Source organism: Hyphococcus lacteus (assembly GCF_041058985.1).
GTDB classification, from domain to species: Bacteria; Pseudomonadota; Alphaproteobacteria; order Caulobacterales; family Parvularculaceae; genus Hyphococcus; species Hyphococcus lacteus.
Genome location: NZ_JBEHZE010000001.1, coordinates 1788763 through 1810135, shown reverse-complemented (window position 1 = coordinate 1810135; position 21373 = coordinate 1788763). Strand labels below are relative to the sequence as shown.

The window sequence follows — 21373 nt, the reverse complement described above, 5'->3', positions numbered from 1 at the left end:
TCTTTAAGGACGCTCTGGCACAGGGTCCGCCGCAAGCGGTTCCAACTCGGGAAGAAGCGGTATTTCTGTTTCCGCTGGCGCAGCATTGTTGAGTTGCTGTGGTTGGAAAATTTGCCGAAAAATGCCTGGCGTCAATGCTGAAAGCGGGTTTACAAAAACCGAAGGATTGCCGGTTTCCCCGCTAACACGGTATGAAAATGCGAGAATGCCCTCGCCTTTTTTACCGACAAGAATATCACCGATGATGGGTGCATTCCCGAGCGCTGAATTCAGTGCATAAATTGGGGCGACCGCGCCGGTCAAGTTTGCATGACCATCAGCGCCAAGCTCAACATGACCTTCTGCACTAATCCCAACCGATGACCCCGTTGCGCGCATTGAATCAATTAGTAACCGACCTCCGCCGTAATCAAACTTGCTATAGGCGTATGAAAAATCAATTCCTGCACCGTTCATTAGGTTCGCAAGGCCATCCAAAGAACCCGCAGAAAAAATCCGCGCAAGTAGCGGCGTGTTCACGACCTGCAGATTTCTAGCCTCTAGTTCACCAGAAAACCCCGGACTCCCTGATGGGTGCAGCGCAAGCTTCATCACACCCTCACCACCATTGATAGACTCAATACCGAATACCCCACGCATCAAGTCACCAATTTCACTGGTCTCCGCTTCTATTGCTCGTTGTGATCCTTCTTCCGCGCCGGTAAGCGCCATGGTTGCCTTTATTGGTGTGCCATTCATATCAAAAGCAGAAAAATCGAGTTCTTGCAGCCGGCTTTCGTCCCGCCTTAGATCCAGTGCGGCAACGCGGTATTCGACATCATTTCGCATTGCGATTTGATCAATGCGAGCTTGAACATTGATGCCTTGGCCCCAACTCAACTCGCCGTTCCCTTGGCCGCTTGTGTCGCCCAAGAGCGTTTCTATAAATGCGCCCGCATTGAGAAAATCACCCACAGCGGTCAACGCCAAAGCACCGGTCAGATCACGTTCAGCCGTAAGCGCAAGATCAGCAGCATTTTCAAGATAAAACTGTTTTAAAACCGCAGCCCGCAAGGCTCCATCGGGCGCGAATGCGAGTTCTCCGCCAACATTCACGCTTGGCCCTTCGATGTTAAGGTTCTCAACCAGAACTTCATCCGCACCAAAGTTAATTGAAACTGTTCCAGTGGCAGCAACGCCCACTGGCTTACGCCACCCCAGCGCATCAAATGTAAGCGCAGCCGCCGAAAAATCGGCCGCAAGTTCCATACTTTTGAACGCGCCGATTTCACCCTTTGCATTAGCATCAAATTTCACTGGTCCACGCAAATATTGCCGCGATGCTACCCCAAACAAATCGCCGGTTGAGCTATCGAATTCGCCAGTCAGCTTTATTCCCGACGGGCCATCCTCAAGATAGAAATTCTTTTTCCATGTCATTGTGATTGGTGCGTCATCTGCGAGTTTTGCGTCCGCAGAAACGATTAGCGATCTTGTTGCTAATTCAACTGTCCCCTTTGCATTTAAAATTTGAGTGTCACCAATTAACTCAGCGATATGCATATCTTCAAATGTCGCTAGGCCCTTATACCCATACTCCTCCGGCGCAACGTCCCTTTTATTGGGCCGCATAATTTCTACGTCGGCTATTGCTACACCAGAAAACTGATCGGGTTTAAAGTCGGCTTTTGACAATAGTGAAAGCGGCTTTTCATCTAGAATCGAAAGCATCGAGCTTGCCTCGCCCTCCGCCGTAATTCGATAATAAGTTGGTTCCCACTTCGGAATAAAAACAGGAAACGAGACTTCGCCTTTTTTAATAGCAACATCGCCAACTTGCGCTGAGTGCACATCCAACAGGAATGAATTGCCGCGCAGGGTTCCACTCCCCCGCCCATTTCTGAGTGGTGTCATACCGCGGATATAATTTGCCTTCACCTCGCGTGCATCGAATGTAAGCGTCATGGAATCGTCAGGAAGCCCACCGTCTTCACCAACAACCCCCGGCAGCAAATTCATCGAGAAATCTATATTGTCGATCGTTGCTGCCACTAAACGATCGACCACCCAATCACGCGCACCTGTCGCAATCGTAGCGGGCCAAATTGATAATAATCGCTCCGGATTTAGCGAACCCTCCACATCAATATTTGCGATAACTCCAGGTGACGGTGCTTTTCCGTTTCCTTGTCTGCGTGGAAGAACAACTGACAAAGATCCGGCAGCTTTTAGTTCGGCAAATTCGGCGTTCAGCGACTTTACCGTGAGACGGCGTTCCCCAAGCAGGTACTGCCCCGAGATACTGCTGGACTGAAGACCTAATGGTCCTGGAAATACATTCGGCAATTCAAGGACCGTTTCCGGCGTTATTAGATTAAACGAGACCCTCTCAGGCTTACGTATGTCTTCGCCAAATGATACAGCAACGTCACCGTGGAATTTCCCCCGCATGCCTTCGACATCATAGTTCAGACTATCAATCGTGAAAATGTTCTGTATGGGATCAAAACCAGTTTCCCATTCAATGACGGAAACAGCGCGGCGTTTACCGCCGATCTCTAGAAAACCAGCACCCAGCCTAGCATCGAATTGCGATGCTAAAACGCGACCATCCGCCGTAAATTTCATAATGGCCCGACCACTGGCCGGTGCATCAATAAAACCGGCACCGTCGCCATAAAATGTGCTAAGAATATCGCCGACAGGAAAATTCACTCCATCGACAACGACATTAACAACACCGTCATCAGACCGGTAATCCGCAACTGCATCTATAGTCGCGCGCTGGCCGTCCATATCAATGGAACCAAGAACCAATGCGGAAAGACCGCGATCATCACGTTTTAGACTGACTTCGGCATTGCGGGTCGCCCACGCCCGCCCAGAGGCCTCGTCGAGAAATGTGATTTGTGCATTACTGATCGTTGCTGACGAAAAGGCGCTTTTGAGAATCCGAAGCTCAAGGAGCTTTGATAAACCCATCCCGGTTTTTTGGTTCGACGTCTTGCTGACAATCGGGATGTCAACATTCAACGTTTCATGCCGGACGATACGAAAACTTGCACCATCGGCGACCACGGTTTTTGGGCCGATCCCGCCTTTCAAAATATCGCCTAGAGAAAACGTCAGCAAAATTTCCGGTGCTGCTGCGGCAAGCTCATCATCTGCGTCGAGAATCTTGGTGTCATTTAAGCGCAAAAAATATTCATCGCGGGCTTCTGCACGAAGCAATTCAATCGACGATATCTGTGCGTCAAAATCATCCGGGCTACGTTGTTCAATTGTATATTCGATACTGCGTTTGAAAACGTCCAACGAAACTGGCCCTTGGCCCAGTCGCCAATATAAAAAAAACAGACCGGCAGCGAGAATCGCAATCGCAATCGCGATTACCTCAAAGAAGATGATAGCCGTTCTCAAGGCCCGTTTTTTCATGCAGCCGCATACCCCGCGACACTAATCAACTGCTGCACAATGCCAGCCCCTTTTGGACGTCGCAATATTATACCGGTAAAGAGCAATGGGTATATCCGCAAGATATGATGGATTAGTTGATACCGAAGGCTGGCGATTTTGTATCCACCCGATATGGTGCGCGACCATATGAACACGAGATTAGGGATACATTATGGCGACTACTCTTTCCGAGGGGAAAAAAGCACCTGCGGTCACGTTCACACTCGACAACGGCGATGCAGCACGTCTCAAGGATTATTTGGGCAAAAAAGTTGTTTTCTACTTCTACCCGAAAGATGACACCCCCGGCTGTACCAAAGAAGCAATCGCTTTTTCGGAAGATATCGCCAAATTCAAGCGCGCCGGTGCAGTGGTCATTGGCGTATCACGCGATACAGTCGCGAAACACCAAAAGTTCATTGATAAACACGACCTTAAAGTCGTTCTAGCATCCGATGAAGCCGGCACCGTCACAGAAAAGTTCGGCGTATGGGTCGAAAAGAACATGTATGGCCGTAAATATATGGGGATCGAGCGCTCGACCTTTCTGATCGACGAAAAAGGCGTCATCCAAAAAATCTGGCGCAAAGTCAAAGTCGCCCGGCATGCCGAAGACGTCTTAGCGGCAGTTAAAGAGCTATAATCAATCCATGATTTTGAATGCTGCCATTGACGTTCTTTCCAGCGCTGCGCCTTTTGAGAAAGTATCTGCCGCAGCGAAGGCAGATGCGCTGCGCCACGTGACGCTCCAAAGTGGGTTTGAAAACACAGCAGAGCCCCCGCCCAACCAGCCAGCCCGGCCCAAATTGCCGGCTTTGGCCAACCCCGGCGATATGCCCAAACGGCGCTTTGGTTCAGTCGAGGGGCGGGTTTCGCTTCTTCATGCGGTCGCCCATATCGAATTCAACGCCATCGATCTCGCATTTGACATGGCAGCCCGATTTACGGGTGAAATCGCCAAAATGGGACTGGATGCCAAGGCATTTGCCCGCGATTGGGTCAGAATTGGCGGAGAAGAGGCACGGCATTTTCAGATGATTGAGGCGCGGCTCAATGCGCTGGGGGCAAAGTATGGCGACCACCTCGCCCATAATGGGCTGTGGGAAAGTGCAGAAAAAACAAAGCATGACGTGCTTGCGCGCCTAGCCATTGCCCCACTCATTTTGGAAGCGAGAGGGCTTGATGTGACCCCGGAAATGATGAAGCGGCTTCGCTCAGCTGGCGATAACGAAAGCGCAGACGTTCTCGCTGTTATTTACGCGGAGGAAGTGGGGCATGTGGCTTGTGGAAAACTCTGGTTTGATACGATTTGCGCCGAGCAAAACCTAGATGTCACGGAAACGTTCCATAAACTGCGTAAAACCTACTTCGCAGGCGAGTTGAAACCGCCCTTTAACCATGATGCTCGGGAAAAAGCGGGTCTCGATAAATATTTTTATGAACCCATTTGAAACCAAAACCCGCGTAAATAGAATTTCTGTGCTAAAGAATGCGGAAAATGGCGTTACACGATCACATAAGTATTGCGTAATGGTCAGTTTTGGGTTGCTATACCGACAGGGGTGGCATCGTAGCGTGAGTTCGCGCTTCCAAGGGGCGTTTGTTTAATGAGCCGTCGTTCCGGCAAAGTAAGACGCGTACTGAGCCGTATCTTCAAAGAGCGGCAGATATATCACCGTAGTGATGGCGTCGTTCATTTTATCTCTATGTCGAGCAAGAGCCAGATCGCTCTGGCGACAATAGTTGGTGCTGCCCTCCTCTGGGTCGCTTACGCATCCGTTAACGTGGTCTTCAAAGAGCAGATTATTGTCGCAAAAGACCGCGACAGCCGGATCATGGAGACCACCTATTCCAAGCGTATTCACGATGCTCAGCGCGCTTATGACGATGTCAGCGAACTAAATCAGATCATCAAGCAGAACTTTGACGAGACTATGGCCGATATCTCTGCTCGGCATCAATTACTGCAAAATATGGTCGAGCGGAAAACATCAGTCGATCAAGGGCTTGATACGCTTGCAACCGGATTGGCAGAGGCTGGCGGACCAAGTGGCCAGCACCCAACAAACGGCAATCGCATTATGATTGACGTTAATCCGGGCGAGCCAACACCACGACAGTCACGGATAGAAGCCACCCGTCGCCAAGGGGCCGAACAGGTGCGCGATGGTGGCCCGACCAATGGTACCGCGTCTGAAGCGATCAATTCCATGAATAAGGCCGCAGCCGACCTTTATACCGAGCAGATGCTGTTGCTCGCTTCACTAGAGGAAAAAGCCAATAACAAGCGGGATCAACTTCGGATGATCCTCCAAACGACTGGTGTGCCGATTGAATCAGTCGTAACACCGGCCAAAATATCGAATATCACTTTGGCACAAGGTGGGCCGTTCATTGATATTGCTGTCGGCGACGAAGCCGCGGCAAAATTCTATCAACATGCTAATCGCGCATCGGGGGCCGTTGACGAGTTGGCCGCGCTCCAAAAAGCCATGTTAAATGTGCCACTTTCCTCCCCTTTGATCGTTGGCCGCAGATACACAAGCTCGTTTGGTATACGTCGTGACCCGATTAACGGAAAATATTCACGCCACAACGGCATAGATTTCGCAGCACCCTGGGCATCGCCAATCACGGCGACAGCAGACGGTGTGGTTAAATTTGCGGGTACACGCTCTGGTTTTGGGCGACTTGTTGAAATCAACCACGGAAACGGGTTTGTTACACGTTATGCGCATATGAACCGCATTTCGGTGAAGACGGGGCAGAAGGTCAGTCTTCACGACAAGGTAGGGGAATTGGGATCAAGTGGGAGATCGACTGGACCGCACGTCCATTACGAGGTGCTGTTCAAAGGAAAACCACTCAATCCTCGCCGTTTTATTGAGGCAGGTAGATATGTTTTCGAAAGCTAAACCGAATAAGTCTCTCGACTCAAAATCGCAGAGTAATGCACCTAAAGATGCAGTTGCTCAGCAAGCGAATGTTCAACAACCGTCGAGAAAAGGATCAGGCGTAATGAAATCAGCTGGAGTCCCGTCAATCATTTCATCTGATGTGGTCATGCGCGGCAATATCAATTCTGCCGGTGAGATCCAGTTCGATGGCGCGCTAGAAGGCGATGTTAAGGCTGGCTCTCTAATCATTGGTGAAAAAGCCTCCGTCAAAGGCGAAGTCATCTGTGAAACAGTAACTGTTCGTGGGCGTGTCGAAGGCGGCATTCGCGCTAAATCAGTTTCGCTAGCATCAACCGCACATATTCAAGGTGACATCCTCCATAGTTCACTTTCCGTAGAAACTGGTGCACATTTCGAGGGCAATTGTCGTCATTCTGACGATCCTCTGTCTGAAACATCTGCGAAAGACTTCCGCCGCGCACGTCCATCATCACCAGCGCCCGCGCCGCGGCCAGTAACATCGTCGAACGACGAAGTTGCGGAAATGTCAGATCGGCCAGCAGCCGCGAATGAAACACCATCATTCTTAAACGCAGGTCGCTCGCCGCTTCGCTAAAATTCATACATAATCAAAAAAAGGCCGCTCTTTTGAGCGGCCTTTTTTGTGAAATGTGTTCGACGCTTATCGGCCGCGCATACCCGACAGACCACTTATCGTCGTAATCAGCGCGACACCTGCCGTAAGGTAAGCCCCCCATTGAACCGCAGGCAAACCAGTCTTGGTACCCATCATAGTCACCAAGAACAGTCCCATCGCTCCCAATACGGACAACCCGGCGATCATCGTTACAACACTGGTTAAACGACCAACAAAGGGCAACACCCCAAAAATACCAATTACCGCCGCAGCAAGCGACATAACCGCCGCTAGCGACATAACCTGACTTGGGAGTTTTGAATTATTGATCACCGCTTCAGAAGCGCATTCCTTGCCCAAAGGAACTTCAAGCTTGCGTACGCAATCGATCACGCCGCCAATGAATTTATCCCCCGTTACAATCGATTGTTCCGATCGTCCACTAACAGGGTTGTCCGATGGATACGCATACATTGGCCCTAAAAACATTGCCGCGACAATCGCCAGCGGCAGAATTATTCTTATCATTGTAGGTTCCCCGTCATTACCATTACCCTTGCCCGAAGGAGTTTACCTTTTCTTGCGGGGCAAGCCAAGCGGCAGGTTTACGGGCACGATTGTATTGCGGCGCACACAAGACAATCAGGCTGCATTTTTTCCAGCAGACCGTAATTTCGTCGCAAAATTTGAGATGCTGTCCATTGAGTTTGCAAAAGGATTGACATGATCCAGTTCGCTGACCTCGTTGCCCGGAACCGATTTCAGATTACTGTCAACGACTGTCTCGCCGGTCGGCCCAAGCAAGATCAAATATTCCGTATCGTCACATTTGACGATGGCAATCCGCCTACGGGCGTCAATCGGCAGAACTTCGCGCAACGCCAACCGGCGTTTGCGCCCACCGGCCCCATTCATCGATGCAAGACCAGCCTTTTGTGCCGCGAGAGCTGCAAGTCCAATCATGCCGAGCACAGCTACGAACCCAAAAACAAGCCGAAAAATTTCAGAGGCCAACATGTCGGCATCCCTCGCATCTACAATATAATGAAAATACGCGGTTTATGATTAACGGGGTGTTAAGTGGGCGAACCGTTTTCGTAGAGTTTTTCAAGGTCTTGAAGCGAGAGAATCTCCCCGCCCAGACTATCCTTGAACCACCTCAAAAACACTTCTGTTTGGAGCAGGATTTCATCGACTGCCGCCGCATCTCGCGCATAGTCATTTCCGCCAACCACTAACGAAGTCGAATGCAGGCTGTAACTCAGTACCGGCGTTTGATCGTCAATAAGATGATTGGCCAACGCCTTTAGGTCCGCGAGACTTGCCCCTTCGGGTGACAATCTCATTGCCCGTGTAAAAGTCGCCCGTCGACCACCATCGGAATGCACAAAACCATTTTCATGCACATTTTGCTGCAAAAATTTTCGCGTCTTCAGGATCGCTCTCGCGCCACACACCGGCGTTACATTTATCTTCCATGCCTGATCTGTGATTTCAAAAGGCATATTCGTCATCAGGGAAAAATCAGGCCCACCAGATGAATGAAAGTCGAAACTCGCGCTGGGGCTAAAATCATGGGTGATGCCGATCTCAGATAGATACGCATAATCTTCGCGACCAATCCCATAACGTCCAGCCCGATGGCTTGTCGCTCTCTCACCAAAAGTTGCTTCGAATTTTTCCGCCATAGTTTTTAACTTCTGGCGAAGCGCTTCGCGCGGAAGATTCTGTTGATACGAAAAATATTCGCTTGAAAAATCACCGGGAGGCGTCGCCCATTGATGAAGGTGAATACCACAATCAGCAACGCCCGTATTTTTTAAGGACCGAAAATATTTCGTCATTTCCGCATTGTCTAAAAGCGGCCAAGTCAGAAAATATAGCGGTGTCGCGCCTGTGCTTTCGCAGATATTCTGAAAACGCTCTATACCGCTGGTTTCGTTTACTAAATATGTAGTATTATCAAACTCGTTCCAATCAAACTGCTCTTCCGTATCGACGGTCACGATCAGTTTTGGTTTTTCAGTTCTGGAAGCTAACTTTATCGGCGTTATTTGAAGCGCCGCTCGACTTTTGGATTTTTCCAATAAATCAGAAAAAATGTTATGCATTCCATCCGCAGTTTCTTCCCACGAATATTGCTCTGCATACGCCCTTGTCTCTTGGCGGGTTGGCATAGATTTGCGCAAATTATTTGTCGCTTCGGCAATTTCCTTGGCGGACCTACCCTTCGCAAGTTGACCTGCAGCGGGCGCAGTAATTACTTCACCTGAACCCCATACATTTGTTGCAACACACGGCGTTCCGCAAGCCAACGATTCGAGCAGAACATTGGGCCACCCCTCTCGGGAGGATGCGAGAACCAGAATATCTGCCGCGTTGTAAATTCGATAAAGCTCGTCGTGCTCTATACGACCGAGAAAATTCACTCGTGAAAAAACACCCAATCGTATCGCTTTTTCCTCTAACGAACCGCGCTCTGGCCCCTCTCCGGCAATCAGCAAGGTAGCGTCTTTTATATCTTGCAGTGCCTCAATGACGAGATCGTGGCCCTTGCGGTCAATTAAATGACCGACGCTTGCAAGCACTAACCCGCTTAGGCCCAATGCCCGCCTTTCAACTTCACGTTCTGCTGGCCTAAATTTCTTCAGATCAACACCGTTGCGCAAAACTGTTACTTTCGGTTTTGCAACACCAATCCGCTCAAGCTCATCTTTCAATGCGCTCGCAACAGTAATAATTGAATCCGCCCTGCTCGCCGCTTCAATAATCGCTCGACGTGGTCCGCTATAGGACGGCAACAAATTAATGTCCGTTCCCCTTCCGGTAATGACAAAAGGTTTGTCATATCGCGCGGCAATACGTGATGCAGCCACGCCATCAGGGTAGAAGTAATGCGCATCAATAAAATCAAATTCCCAACCCTCGGCGCGAAGGTCACGCACTGCCTTGTCGAGACAACGCGTCAATGCGCTCGGTGCCACATGCATCGCAATTTTGGGTGGGATTAAGTAGCGCGGGTGAAGAATGTCGATTCCATTTCGCACCTCCCGAAATGGAACACTCGCCGACACCGCATACGCCCCAAAGGCTTGGTGGCGGAATGGAAACCACGGCACTGGCGCAACGACTTTGACGTCAGCATCATATTTTTGCCGATAAGCATTCATACGGTTTTCCACAAACACGCCGTGTGAAGGCGATACTGCATTCGGAAAAAGCGTTGAAAACAAAAGGATACGCATAGAGCTCGGCGTTTTTTAGGCGCTCAATCGCGCAATGATGGAACAAACTTAACGGGCGGGCGTTAACAAAAACACGTAGACAGAACATTCGTTAAGAGATTCTTGAACGAACGCGCCATAGACTTCCCGCATTCGCAGCGAAAGTGAGACGCAATGCCCACAGCGACAGCTCAAACGACACGACAGCACGCTTCAACGGGTACCAATACCGAACGGCTTCCCGCATTAGCGTGTGTTCTTGCATGGTTTGCAACTGCTGGAAGTATTTGGGCTGTTATTTTTGCTCTGGTCGATTAATTCCCACTAAACAACACAGTTTTTTACTTTCATTCTCCCGAAAACATACACTTGCCTCATTTACCTTCTTAACTTTCTGTTAGGCATGTATTATGCGGTAGAGAGCTTCGATTGTTGCATTTTCGTACAGTGGAAGTGCCATTAGCGGATTCAAATATGTGAATTCTGGTTAGTGGCGAGGTTGGAGTGGGGGATGTTTGTTCTATATGCGCTTGCGATTGTGCTAGCGACGCTGTGCGTCGTAGCCACAACACGCTTGCTTCACGTGGGTGATTACAAACCCAAAAACGGTACTATTTTTCATCGCGAAGGAGCGACAGAGCTTTCTGCCGGTGGCAGCGACGTGCCCCACGTACGCCCCGACGAAATGGCGCAATCAGAAGAGTTGATAAAAGCCGCTGCGCGCATGAATACACCCATCAGTGCAGGAACCAAGCGTGTTCTAGACATCTGCTTTAGTCTTGGCCTGTTGATATTCCTCGCGCCAATTTTATTGCTCACGGCAATAATTATCAAAATAGATAGCCCCGGCACCATCTTATACCGCCAAAAACGCGTTGGTTTCGGCGGTCGTGTATTCGAGGTTTATAAATTCCGGTCGATGATCTCAAACGCAGAGGCCAATGGCCCTCAATATGCGGCTCTTAAAGATAATCGCGTAACCCGCGTCGGTCGTTTCATTCGTAAATTCCGAATTGATGAAATTCCGCAAGCGATCAACGTGTTACGAGGTGAAATGAGTTTCGTCGGTCCACGCCCAGAACGGCCTGAATTTGTTCTCGAATTGGAACAGGAAATACCGCTTTACCATTGTCGGCACCTGATCAAACCCGGCATTACCGGTTGGGCACAAGTCAAATATGAATATTCCGCCTCAGTTGAAGGTGCCCGCAATAAGCTGCGCTACGACCTTTATTATATGCGCCATTTTTCCCCAATCATGGACCTAATGATCGTATTTATGACGATCCGGGTGGCATTATTTGGCTTAGGAAGTCGCTAAACTGACTTTTTGCGGGTGCGAGTTGCGGCGGAATCAGCCGACACCTCGCAGATGTAAACGGCCCGATCATTAGATCTGGTCAGATTTCGACTTGGCACGGCGCTAAATTTGGGGGCATGGCAAAGAATTTGCGTTGCCTTTAGACTATTGTGCGACAAACAGGGCTACAGCGCCGGCCCACAGCCCATTGGACGCCATAAAGGTTATGAACATGAACAAGATTATTGAAACGACACGACTTTTCGCTGCCCTCGCGGCATTTGTCTTTTTGGCCGCCTGCTCCTCGATCAGTGGCGAAAAGCTCGAAGCGGCACCGAACAACGCGAGCACTGCTGCGGCAACCGCGCCAGATTACCTGATTGGACCGCTAGACCAACTCGAGATTTTTGTTTGGCGCGCACCTGAGCTTTCAACCAACGTAACCGTCCGCCCTGATGGTCGCATTTCGACACCACTGGTTGAAGACATGGTCGCGTCCGGCAAAACACCGTCAGTTCTGGCAACCGATCTTGAGGGTGTATTGCGCGAGTTTGTTCGTGCACCTGAGGTAACTGTTATTGTTAGTAACTTCTCCTCCACTTTTGACCAGCAGGTCCGCGTTCTTGGGGAAGCTCAAAAGCCGATTGCCCTTCCCTATCAGGCCGGCATGACAACACTTGACGTGATGGTCGCTGTTGGCGGGCTGACAGAGTTTGCCGCAGGCAATCGATCTGTTCTTATTCGTGGACAGGGTGAAGACCGCCAATCCTATCGCCTACGCCTTGATGATCTACTCCGTAAAGGGAACATCTCGGCGAATGTTCCTGTTCTTCCAGGTGATGTTATTTTGATCCCGGAAAGCGCGTTTTAACGAAACGCGCCACCGGCTTTGAGGGATGAGTGAGTTGTTTAAGTTTTCTGAACTGCCGCAACCGGTTCTCCGAAGCCTGAACGGGCTTTGGCGGCGACGTTGGTTAATTGTTGCCATCACGTGGATGGCAGCATTAGCCGGATGGTTTGCGGTATGGCTTATCCCCGACAAGTATGAATCCCGTGCGCAAGTTTTTGTGCAAACGGAAACCATACTTGAACCGGTCCTCAATGGCTTTACGGCACGCCCTGATTATTCTCAGCGTGTCGAAGTCATGCGCCTTCAACTATTAACGAGACCAAACGTCGAAGAAATCATTTTTCGTTCTGGTCTCGACAAAACGATTGAGGCAAAAACACCAATCGAACGTCGTGCAAAATTGCAGGGCATGGTTGATTGGGTTGCGGGCGAGATCGACATTCAAAGCCCTCGCGATATGTACTTTATTATCTCGTATAAAAACGGTGACCCAAAGGTTGCACGGGCCGTTGTCGATGCAGTCTTAAATATGCTTATCGAGCAAGATCTCGGTGCTAGTTTGACAGAAAGTGAAGCCGCACGTCGGCGCCTCGACCTCCAGGTCGAGGAATACGAAGAAAAACTCACGGATAACGAACGAAAAGTTGCTGCATTTCGTAGTGAACACGCAATGGAATTGGGTGCCACACTAGGGGCGAACCGCCAGCGCGAGCAAAAAGAAAACGAGCTTACCCGCACTAGTGATGAACTTGAACGTACAAAAGGACGTGTCCTGACGTTACAAAATCTTTTGTCTGCGACACCACAGCGGGCATCCGGCGGCGAGCTAGACCGGCTAAAGGTGGAACTTGCAGGACTGCGCAGTCAGTACGAAGAAAACCATCCTGACATTCGTGGTGTGTTAGCGCGCATCGAAGAATTGGAACGAGACGGCACATCACTTTCCGCAAACCCAGAGTTTATTCGCTTGCAATCTGAACTCCGCGTGGCCCGGGACTCTGTTCAAGGTCTTGAAGCACGTGAAGCACGGCTAATCTCAGAGCTGAACACGCTGGATACCGCACAGGGTCAAGCACCGGCCGTCGAAGCAGCGTTGCGTCAAATCGTGCGCGAATACGAGCAAACGCAAAAAACCTATGAGGAACTCTTGGCGCGGCGTGACCGACTGAACTTAACCCGTAACCTAGGTGCGGCAGGCCGCGGTGTTGAGTATCAGGTCTTCGAACACCCTACGGAAACAATTATACCGAGCGACCCACCTCGTTTTCTTCTGATTCTAGGCGTCATCATTGTCGCCGCCGGGACCGGAACAGCGGCCGCACTGGTCTTGGCATTAATTGACAAAAGCTACACCCAAGCCAGCGAACTTCAGGAAGCATTCGGACTTCCCGTTCTTGGCGCATTAAGCGAGGTTCCTTCGGAAAGTGTTATAGTAGGCAGAAAACGCGACCTCTCCCGATTAGCAATCGCCTGTTTCGGCCTTTTTATCGTCGCCGGAATTTACAGCTATCTAACGGTTTACCGCTTACCTTCGGCCCCTGTCGGCAGCCAAGAGAACGCTGCGTTATCGCCAGTAGAAGCGGAGGCGTCGTCATGAGCGTTGTCGAGAAAGCCGGAAGTAATATTTTGAAAACTACGTTTGGCAAAAAAAACAAGAAGAAGAACAAAGACAAAGATCAGGTTGTCGAACACAACGCACCGCAGGAAGTCGCCAATGCCGGTCCCGAAATCCTTGATCTCGACTTTGACGAACTGGCCCGCAATGGCTTTTATAACAATAACGACCGTTCAACCCAGTTGGCGCTAGAACTCCGCGCAGTAAAACGACGGTTATTGCGACGGATCGGGTATTTACGCGCAAGCGGTGAGCGCCAAGCCTATCGCACACCTGGCAAGCAACGAAATTTGATTCTAGTGACCTCGACCCGAGCTGGCGAAGGGAAAACCTTTACGGCGATAAATCTCGCCCTGAGTCTTGCTCTTGAGGACAACATCGAAACACTATTGGTGGACGCGGATCTCGCTCGTCCTAAGGTTCGTGATCGGCTCGACCTACCATCCATTCCCGGGCTTTCAGATCGTCTGAATAATCCGCGCCTAAGCGTCGGCGGTTTGGGGTGGCGCCTAAATCAAGCGCCTTTGAGTATCCTGCCCGAAGGTTCGCGCCACGAACGGCCAACTGACCTTTTTGGATCGCCCGAAGCACAGCGTCTGTGGACTGAGATCGCGATGGAAAAGTCTGACCGACTGATCATCCTTGACGCTCCGCCGGTATTGGCCGCAACAGACGCAGTCGTCTTGGCAAAATACGTTGATGAGATCGTTTTTGTGGTCGAAGCCAATTCAACGCCAGAGCCAGCGGTCGCTGCAGCTATAGACGAGTTGATGGAAATCAATCCAAATATCAGTGTCATGCTTAATCGGTGTCAGATTGGTGCCGGTGGAGCGCATTACGGTTCCTATGAGTATTACGAACGTAGCGAGAGCGAAGCATCGCCCGCGACGTCAAAACAGCCAAATAAAGGATGATCCAAATGGGGCAGCTCGGAAATCCACAACTTAATGCAACCATCAAAAAAGCTTTGCTTGGCGGCATCGCCATCAGCGTTTTCGCAGGTGCCGCAATCGCCCAAGTGGCCGCACCCGCAGCGCCACTTAAATTAAAAACGGACTATTTTGGTTATGCCGCCGGTGTATCAGCGCGGACTTCATATTCCGACAACATAAATCTCGCGCGTAAGGGTCTTGAGGACGACGAAATTATCTTTTCTACCTTACTGACGGGTGGCGCTATTTACTCGACCCCGCGCGTCACTGCGATGGTTCTGGGCGATCTCGACCTTTCTTATTTGGTTGACCAAGGTGACCTTGCCGTAAACCAAAATATCGGAGCAACAAGTACATTTACCGGCCTCGACAACTGGATATATTTCGATCTGTCCGGCTCCACATCGCGCCAACTCGCCGGCGATAACGCCCGTTTTTCAGGAAACATCAACGCGGGCCGGTCACAACGCGTCAATGTGCATTCATACAATGCCAGCCCTTATATCTTCCATCAGTTTGCAGATGATTCCTCTTTGGAATTGCGTTATCGGTTTTCGCAAGTCTTTGTTGACGGGGAGCAATCATTATCATCGTTATTTCGCGGTAACTCGCTGAATGATTCTCTCACCCATGAAGTGATTGCGCGATACGATACAGGCCGGATGAACGAACGCTTGCGGATGCGTTTTACTGCCTATGGCAGTGACACAACCGAAGACGGTGTCGATATCTTTCCGGACTTTGAATATCGCCAAGGCTCACTTTCTGCCGATGCTCAATTTGCGCTTACATCAAATTTCGCCCTTTCAGGGGCTGTTGGTTATGATGAGTTAGAAACCAACGCAGCAACGGCGTTGTTCTTTAACGATGATGTATTGTCCGGGTTTTTCTGGCGCGCGGGTTTTACCGCTCAGCCTGGTCCTCGTTCCTCAATCCGAATTGAATATGGCGAGCGGTACGGAGACGACTTTATCGACGCAGATGCGCGTTATCAGATATCAGAACGCTTAATGTTTTCTGCCGCTGCCAGTCGCTCTTTCCGCACCCGTGCACAATCAATTTCTACTCAATACAGAACGAACCAACGCCAAACTTTGGACTTTGCTGACCGTCTTCGTGAAGGGGACGAACTCTCGGCACGATCTGTTATCGAATCTGCAAATTGGTATGCGAATAGTCTGAACTTCGGACAAGCTCAGACATCTGGTGTATCCGTCACCGATAACGCGTCGGCGGCCCTGACCGGCACATATGGCCGGACAGAACTTTCAATTAACGGCTTTTATTCTGACGACAATTTTGGCTACCGCCAAATCGAAACCATTGGTGGCGGACTTGATTTGCGCCGCCGCATGTCACGCCGTCTGACTGGTTATGGCTCTGTGACATATCGCTATGCTGATACGGCGTTTGACCCGGCAACATGTCAGGCAAACCCGCTCATATTCGGCTTTGATACGACTGACCCGCTTTTCGATCCGGTTCTTAGCTGTAATGATCTCGCGGCCGACAATGGAGTTACCAATACATTGATCGGTCGATTGGGTGCTTCATATCAGATCGTTGAGAATGCATCCGTCTTTGTCGAGGCGTCTCGTACAGAACGTTTCGCGCCCAACCCGCTTCTCGAATATGGAGAGACTAATATTCTCGCGGGGATAACCTTGGACTTTTAGTATGTATGAAGAGTATTTCAAGCTATCAGATGCCCCATTCCGGCTAAACCCTGATCCGCGATTTTTCTACGGAAGCCGAAGCCACAACAAAGCCATGGCGTATTTGCATTATGGCTTAAAACAAGCCGAAGGTTTCATCGTTATTACCGGCCCCGTCGGCGCAGGTAAGTCAATGGTCATTGGGCACCTTCTGGATCAGCTTAACTCTTCCAATGTTGTCGCTGCTAATCTTTTGACATCCAATGTCGAGCCAACCGAGCTGCTCAGCCAAATTCTTTCCGCCTTCCGCATCGAAGCCGAAGGCGAAGGACGCACAGGCGAAATAGAAGCTTTTGAAGATTACCTGTTTGATCAGCTAAACCGTAGTCGCCGGGTTCTTCTGATTATCGACGAAGCGCAAAATTTGCCGTTCAAAACTCTCGAAGAACTACGCATGCTGTCGAATCTTGATTATGAAGGCACCCCCCTCTTTCAGGTATTTCTTGTCGGACAACCAGAATTTCGGGCGATTATTGAATCGAGCGAAATGGAACAGCTACGCCAGCGGGTTATTGCTTCATATCATCTGGAAAGCCTGTCCGAAGAAGAAACACGCGATTACATTCTTCATCGTTTGTCAGTCGCCGGGTGGCAGGAAGACCCGGTATTTTCTGACGGTGCATTTACCGCAATCTTTGAGGAAACAACCGGCCTACCCCGCCGCATCAATACACTCGCTAACCGTTTGATGCTATATTGCTCGCTCGAAAAGAAGCACGAAATCACTCCCGAAATTGTCGAAACTGTTTGCGCCGAATTGCGCGAAGAAAAGCTTGAAGCGCGTAAACACGCAGCCGCAATGCCGCCTGTTTCAAAGGTCGAAAGTGAGGATACGACGAAAGTGGAAGTGAAAACGGCACCCAAAGAAGACATCAAGGCGACAGAGCCAGAACCAAAGACACCTATCGAAACCCAAACGACAGAAACACCTGCGAAACCGGAACTGCCCGCCTCTTCGGCAAGCGTATTTGATCGCCTTCGCGCGAAAAAGGAATCTAGCCCTCAGTCGGAAGACCGGCATGAAGCGACGCTGACAGACGTCGCCTCGGCAATCGCAGCCGCGTCCGGTGATGCCGTGGATGCGGTTGTTCCCACCGCAGAAGCCGAAGCAATCAAAGCTGCGGGAGACCACGACACACCACAATGGCGCAAAGCCCTTGTGAGTTCCATCGACGAAACACGCGAAGAACTCAAGGCAGCAAATACGAATATCATGAAGCTCACCCGTTCAGTCGTGACGATAGATGAGCGGCGCAAAGATCGCCGACGCAAAATTGTCGAAAGCCTAACACGCGCGGAAGAACTGTTGAGCGCCCTTAACGAGACTCGCAACTAACCCGCATCGCGTGGGTGGTTACCCAATATTATGGCCCATGCTGATCAAATAAAAACCAAAAGCGCACCCGCCTTTTCAAAAGGCAGCTTCGGCATGTCGGTCGATGTCGAAGACTACTTTCAGGTCTGGGCGTTCTCAGATGTTGTGGCACGAGAATCTTGGGACGGTTACAAATTACGCGTTGGGGAAACAACTCGTCGCTGTCTCGACCTGTTCGAAGAGCACAACGTCAAGGCTACATTTTTCACGCTAGGATGGGTCGCAGAACGCGACCCCTCACTCATCCGCGACATCATCAATGGCGGTCATGAACTCGCCAGCCATGGTTACGACCACACCAAGGTAAATCAACAAACTCGCTTAGAGTTCGAAGCTGACATACGGAAAACGAAGGCTATACTTGAAAACATTGCTGGCCGGCCCGTTCGTGGATATCGTGCCGCAGGTTTTTCAATCGATAAAGATACGCCGTGGGCGCATGATGCCCTCGCAGAAGCCGGTCACCAATATTCGTCCAGCAGCCATCCCATTGCCCATGATCACTATGGCGATGCAAATGCAGCGCAGACACCATTTCATCCGATAGCGGGCTCCGATTTTCTTGAAGCACCCGTAGCGACGGTGAACATACTCGGAAAACGCATCAGTACCGCTGGTGGCGGATGGTTTCGCGCAAGCCCACTTTTCGTATCAAACGCACTCATTCAACGCGCTGCAAATACGCTCTGCGGCCCGGTAATCTTCTATTTCCACCCTTGGGAAATTGACCCTGAACAACCACGATTGAACAGGGCTTCAGCAAAATCAAAACTGCGGCATTATATAAATTTACAACACATGCGACCAAAACTCGCGAAGACATTAGCCAAACACCCATGGCAACGAATTGATCAATGCCTAGGACTGGAGTCTGCCTAATGAACACGCAAGCAGATAGCGGTCAGCACACGATTGTTTCAACGACAAACAACATTAACAGAAACGAATGGGACAATTTTGTCCGTACCCACCATGATGGAACATTCTTCCACCTATCTGGCTGGAGCGAAACAGCCAGGTCAGTTTATAAATATGATCCGATATATATATCAGCCCGCCGCGATGGAGATTTAGTCGGCATTCTAGCTCTATCCGATGCCAAAGCGGCGCTCACTGGGCGGTCTTTAGTCTCAACAGCCTTTTCTGTTGGGGGTGGCCCCTTAGCCGACAACGCAGAAACACTTCGCTGTTTGCTTGACACCGCAGAAACAATCGGCACGGCACGCAAGGTCGATTACATTGAGCTTCGGAGCGAATTTTCGGATGATGGGTGGCAAAAAAAAACAGGCACTCACGCAGGGTTCAAGGCCCCAATCATCGCAAACGAAAAAGATGCCCTCGCCGCAATTCCTCGAAAAAGACGCGCTGAAGTAAGAAAGGCCATCGCGTTAACGGAAGCTGGCGATTTGGTCTTAGACCAGCGCCGCGATCTAGATTCTTTTTACCGCCTATATGCAGAGTCCCTTCACCGTCTTGGCACGCCCGTCTTCCCGAAATCATTCCTGTATACATTGATGGAAGAATTTCAGGATGCTGCGGAAATTCTGACCCTGCATTACCGTGGTGCGCCAGTAGCATCGTTAGTCAATTTTTATCACAATGACACTGTGCTGCCCTATTATGTAGGGGCGAACGATCAGGCACGTGAAGCACGGGCATTCGATTATTTATACTGGATTACGATGCGCCGCGCGTTCGCGCGGGGATTCACTCATTTCGACTTCGGGCGTAGCAAAGTTGAAAGTGGACCTTTCGCATATAAAAAACTGTGGGGATTCAAACCGGAACCCATCAGCTATCAGATAAAACCTATTAGGGCGAAGGCACTCCCTGACGTCAGTGCGAACAACCCGAAATTCGCCATGTTCGTAAAACTTTGGCCGAAAATGCCGCTTACATTGGCCAATCGCATTGGCCCGGCACTTGCGCCAAACTTTCCGTAAACATTATGGATGAAATCCTTCTACTTACTCATCGAATTCCGTATCCGCCCAACAAAGGGGATAAAATTCGATCTTGGAACTTACTCAAATTTCTAACGACACGTTTTCGCGTCCACCTCGCTTGTTTTGTAGATGACCCACAGGATTTTGCGCACACTGAATTTCTAAGCGATTTTTGCGAATCCGCACATTTTGTTGCGCTCAACCCATTTTTATCAAAGTTAAAAAGTGTTCCAGCACTCTTTACAAGCCAACCGCAGAGTTTTCGATTTTATGACCATCCAAAAATGCGCCACGAAATTAAAAAACTACGAGCAAGACCACTCGTCGCAGAAATCGCCTTTTCCTCGACAATGGCACCTTATCTCGAACCGCAAATCGAAACACGTAAACGCATAGTCGATTTCTGTGACGCAGATTCAGAGAAATGGATTCAATATGCAGAAAAAGCGACGCCGCCGATCTCATGGATTTATGGCCGTGAGGGACACGCATTAGCACAGGCCGAAAACACAATCGCCAATTGGACCGATCATTCGTTCGCAGTATCGAACGAAGAAGCCAGCCTTTTCAACTGTCGCAAAGAAGTAGAACGACAAGTCAATTGGTACACAAATGGTGTCGATCTTGATTATTTCGACCCTAGCCAAATCTTACCGGACAAAAATAAGCAATGCGAAGTCGCATTTATCGGCGCAATGGATTATCGCGCCAATATAGAAGGCGTAACTCAGTTCACGAAAAATGTTTGGCCACATATTCGCGATCAACACCCATCCGCGCGTTTTCATATTGTCGGTTCAAACCCAACAAATGAAATTACGGCGTTGCAGGGTACTCACGGTATCAATGTCACTGGCAGAGTGGACGATGTTCGCCCTTGGCTGACAAATGCGTCACTGATTGTTGCTCCATTGCGCGTTGCCCGCGGCGTGCAAAACAAGGTCCTTGAAGCCATGGCCGCTGGAAAATCAGTAGTAGCAAGCCCGGAAGCAATGACCGGCATTGACGCACCAGCGGAGGCCGTTTTTATAACCGACACTGATCAGATGATGGCGGAGAAAATCATCAGCCTTCTAGGCAACCCCACCATTGTTCAACAAACAGGAAAAATTGCGCGCGCCCATGCTGTTTCAAATTTCGGGTGGGACAGCGCTCTAAAACGACTCGATGATGCGTTAGCTGAACTCAACCTATTTACTTCGCCGCCCAGTAAGTAAACGCCGTCATTGTGAAGCTACTTTTTACGTGTTTCTTTCAAGACTTCACGGACATAAGCATCAATATCGAAATCACCCGAAACCTGCCCTTTAATTCGTTCACGAATTTTCGACGGTAAAGAAGCTGAATCGATTGGACCAATATTTGTTATTGTCGCCCGGATGAGGGCCTTCAACGCTGCGTCCTCATCCGGTTTCCATTCAGTTTTTTTAGCACTCATAGCGCCCGC

General features: G+C 50.0%; 18 protein-coding genes. 13 read left to right on the top strand and 5 right to left on the bottom strand.

The genetic code is table 11. From position 1 onward, the window contains the following. Positions 1-3: 3 nt before the first annotated feature. The gene (locus ABFZ84_RS08630; protein WP_369313593.1) at positions 4-3414 is read right to left on the bottom strand and encodes a YhdP family protein; all 3411 of its coding nucleotides are present in this window, start codon (positions 3412-3414) and stop codon (positions 4-6) included. Positions 3415-3607: 193 nt separating this feature from the next. Between ABFZ84_RS08630 and bcp the strand changes: the two genes are divergently transcribed. From bcp to ABFZ84_RS08610, 4 genes are all read left to right on the top strand, one after another. Further along, the gene (bcp, locus tag ABFZ84_RS08625) at positions 3608-4078 is read left to right on the top strand and encodes a thioredoxin-dependent thiol peroxidase (protein WP_369313592.1); all 471 of its coding nucleotides are present in this window, start codon (positions 3608-3610) and stop codon (positions 4076-4078) included. 7 nt (positions 4079-4085) lie between these two features. Then, positions 4086-4886: a ferritin-like domain-containing protein gene (locus ABFZ84_RS08620; RefSeq protein ID WP_369313591.1), complete on the top strand. Its 801-nt coding sequence runs from the start codon at positions 4086-4088 to the stop codon at positions 4884-4886. A gap of 156 nt (positions 4887-5042) precedes the next feature. After that, positions 5043-6350, top strand: a complete 1308-nt coding sequence (locus ABFZ84_RS08615) for a M23 family metallopeptidase (protein WP_369313590.1) — start codon at positions 5043-5045, stop codon at positions 6348-6350. A gap of 103 nt (positions 6351-6453) precedes the next feature. Further along, a complete protein-coding gene (locus ABFZ84_RS08610) occupies positions 6454-6948 on the top strand; it encodes a bactofilin family protein (protein WP_369313589.1) in 495 nt (164 codons plus the stop codon). Between the two features lie 66 nt (positions 6949-7014). Here the strand turns inward: ABFZ84_RS08610 and ABFZ84_RS08605 are convergent, their stop codons facing one another. The 3 genes from ABFZ84_RS08605 to ABFZ84_RS08595 all read right to left on the bottom strand — a co-directional run bounded on the left by ABFZ84_RS08605 (position 7015) and on the right by ABFZ84_RS08595 (position 10214). Continuing rightward, positions 7015-7497 (bottom strand): hypothetical protein, encoded by a 483-nt coding sequence (locus ABFZ84_RS08605; protein ID WP_369313588.1) that lies wholly within the window; start codon positions 7495-7497, stop codon positions 7015-7017. A 114-nt stretch (positions 7498-7611) separates the two neighbouring features. After that, on the bottom strand, positions 7612-7986 hold the full coding sequence (locus ABFZ84_RS08600) for a flagellar biosynthetic protein FliO (RefSeq protein ID WP_369313586.1): 375 nt from the start codon (positions 7984-7986) through the stop codon (positions 7612-7614). Positions 7987-8045: 59 nt separating this feature from the next. After that, positions 8046-10214: a glycosyltransferase gene (locus tag ABFZ84_RS08595; protein ID WP_369313585.1), complete on the bottom strand. Its 2169-nt coding sequence runs from the start codon at positions 10212-10214 to the stop codon at positions 8046-8048. Positions 10215-10704: 490 nt separating this feature from the next. Between ABFZ84_RS08595 and ABFZ84_RS08590 the strand changes: the two genes are divergently transcribed. From ABFZ84_RS08590 to ABFZ84_RS08550, 9 genes are all read left to right on the top strand, one after another. Next, the gene (locus tag ABFZ84_RS08590) at positions 10705-11514 is read left to right on the top strand and encodes a sugar transferase (protein WP_369313584.1); all 810 of its coding nucleotides are present in this window, start codon (positions 10705-10707) and stop codon (positions 11512-11514) included. A gap of 211 nt (positions 11515-11725) precedes the next feature. Then, on the top strand, positions 11726-12364 hold the full coding sequence (locus ABFZ84_RS08585; RefSeq protein ID WP_369313583.1) for an XrtA/PEP-CTERM system exopolysaccharide export protein: 639 nt from the start codon (positions 11726-11728) through the stop codon (positions 12362-12364). A 25-nt stretch (positions 12365-12389) separates the two neighbouring features. Further along, on the top strand, positions 12390-13940 hold the full coding sequence (locus tag ABFZ84_RS08580; protein WP_369313582.1) for an XrtA system polysaccharide chain length determinant: 1551 nt from the start codon (positions 12390-12392) through the stop codon (positions 13938-13940). Next, the gene (locus ABFZ84_RS08575; protein WP_369313581.1) at positions 13937-14872 is read left to right on the top strand and encodes a nucleotide-binding protein; all 936 of its coding nucleotides are present in this window, start codon (positions 13937-13939) and stop codon (positions 14870-14872) included. The genes ABFZ84_RS08580 and ABFZ84_RS08575 overlap by 4 nt, the downstream gene beginning before the upstream one ends. 5 nt (positions 14873-14877) lie before the next feature. Further along, positions 14878-16566, top strand: coding sequence for a porin family protein (locus ABFZ84_RS08570; protein ID WP_369313580.1), 1689 nt, complete (start codon positions 14878-14880; stop codon positions 16564-16566). Between the two features lies 1 nt (position 16567). Next, positions 16568-17941: an XrtA/PEP-CTERM system-associated ATPase gene (locus ABFZ84_RS08565; protein ID WP_369313579.1), complete on the top strand. Its 1374-nt coding sequence runs from the start codon at positions 16568-16570 to the stop codon at positions 17939-17941. Positions 17942-18034: 93 nt separating this feature from the next. Next, positions 18035-18859 (top strand): XrtA system polysaccharide deacetylase, encoded by an 825-nt coding sequence (locus ABFZ84_RS08560; RefSeq protein WP_369313578.1) that lies wholly within the window; start codon positions 18035-18037, stop codon positions 18857-18859. Then, positions 18859-19923 carry a FemAB family XrtA/PEP-CTERM system-associated protein gene (locus tag ABFZ84_RS08555; protein ID WP_369313576.1) on the top strand — a complete coding sequence of 355 codons (1065 nt, stop codon included), beginning with the start codon at positions 18859-18861 and terminating at the stop codon, positions 19921-19923. Before ABFZ84_RS08560 ends, ABFZ84_RS08555 begins: the two co-directional genes overlap by 1 nt. Positions 19924-19928: 5 nt before the next feature. Further along, positions 19929-21143, top strand: a complete 1215-nt coding sequence (locus ABFZ84_RS08550; protein WP_369313575.1) for a TIGR03087 family PEP-CTERM/XrtA system glycosyltransferase — start codon at positions 19929-19931, stop codon at positions 21141-21143. Between the two features lie 17 nt (positions 21144-21160). Here the strand turns inward: ABFZ84_RS08550 and ABFZ84_RS08545 are convergent, their stop codons facing one another. After that, on the bottom strand, positions 21161-21364 hold the full coding sequence (locus ABFZ84_RS08545) for a hypothetical protein (protein WP_369313574.1): 204 nt from the start codon (positions 21362-21364) through the stop codon (positions 21161-21163). Positions 21365-21373 lie beyond the last annotated feature (9 nt).

Excerpts from the sequence above, each read along its gene's own strand:
- ABFZ84_RS08630 (WP_369313593.1), bottom strand. The coding sequence starts at position 3,414 with ATGAAAAAACGGGCCTTGAGAACGGCTATCATCTTCTTTGAGGTAATC.
- bcp (WP_369313592.1), top strand. The coding sequence starts at position 3,608 with ATGGCGACTACTCTTTCCGAGGGGAAAAAAGCACCTGCGGTCACGTTC.
- ABFZ84_RS08620 (WP_369313591.1), top strand. The coding sequence starts at position 4,086 with ATGATTTTGAATGCTGCCATTGACGTTCTTTCCAGCGCTGCGCCTTTT.
- ABFZ84_RS08615 (WP_369313590.1), top strand. The coding sequence starts at position 5,043 with ATGAGCCGTCGTTCCGGCAAAGTAAGACGCGTACTGAGCCGTATCTTC.
- ABFZ84_RS08610 (WP_369313589.1), top strand. The coding sequence starts at position 6,454 with ATGAAATCAGCTGGAGTCCCGTCAATCATTTCATCTGATGTGGTCATG.
- ABFZ84_RS08605 (WP_369313588.1), bottom strand. The coding sequence starts at position 7,497 with ATGATAAGAATAATTCTGCCGCTGGCGATTGTCGCGGCAATGTTTTTA.
- ABFZ84_RS08600 (WP_369313586.1), bottom strand. The coding sequence starts at position 7,986 with ATGTTGGCCTCTGAAATTTTTCGGCTTGTTTTTGGGTTCGTAGCTGTG.
- ABFZ84_RS08595 (WP_369313585.1), bottom strand. The coding sequence starts at position 10,214 with ATGCGTATCCTTTTGTTTTCAACGCTTTTTCCGAATGCAGTATCGCCT.
- ABFZ84_RS08590 (WP_369313584.1), top strand. The coding sequence starts at position 10,705 with ATGTTTGTTCTATATGCGCTTGCGATTGTGCTAGCGACGCTGTGCGTC.
- ABFZ84_RS08585 (WP_369313583.1), top strand. The coding sequence starts at position 11,726 with ATGAACAAGATTATTGAAACGACACGACTTTTCGCTGCCCTCGCGGCA.
- ABFZ84_RS08580 (WP_369313582.1), top strand. The coding sequence starts at position 12,390 with ATGAGTGAGTTGTTTAAGTTTTCTGAACTGCCGCAACCGGTTCTCCGA.
- ABFZ84_RS08575 (WP_369313581.1), top strand. The coding sequence starts at position 13,937 with ATGAGCGTTGTCGAGAAAGCCGGAAGTAATATTTTGAAAACTACGTTT.
- ABFZ84_RS08570 (WP_369313580.1), top strand. The coding sequence starts at position 14,878 with ATGGGGCAGCTCGGAAATCCACAACTTAATGCAACCATCAAAAAAGCT.
- ABFZ84_RS08565 (WP_369313579.1), top strand. The coding sequence starts at position 16,568 with ATGTATGAAGAGTATTTCAAGCTATCAGATGCCCCATTCCGGCTAAAC.
- ABFZ84_RS08560 (WP_369313578.1), top strand. The coding sequence starts at position 18,035 with ATGTCGGTCGATGTCGAAGACTACTTTCAGGTCTGGGCGTTCTCAGAT.
- ABFZ84_RS08555 (WP_369313576.1), top strand. The coding sequence starts at position 18,859 with ATGAACACGCAAGCAGATAGCGGTCAGCACACGATTGTTTCAACGACA.
- ABFZ84_RS08550 (WP_369313575.1), top strand. The coding sequence starts at position 19,929 with ATGGATGAAATCCTTCTACTTACTCATCGAATTCCGTATCCGCCCAAC.
- ABFZ84_RS08545 (WP_369313574.1), bottom strand. The coding sequence starts at position 21,364 with ATGAGTGCTAAAAAAACTGAATGGAAACCGGATGAGGACGCAGCGTTG.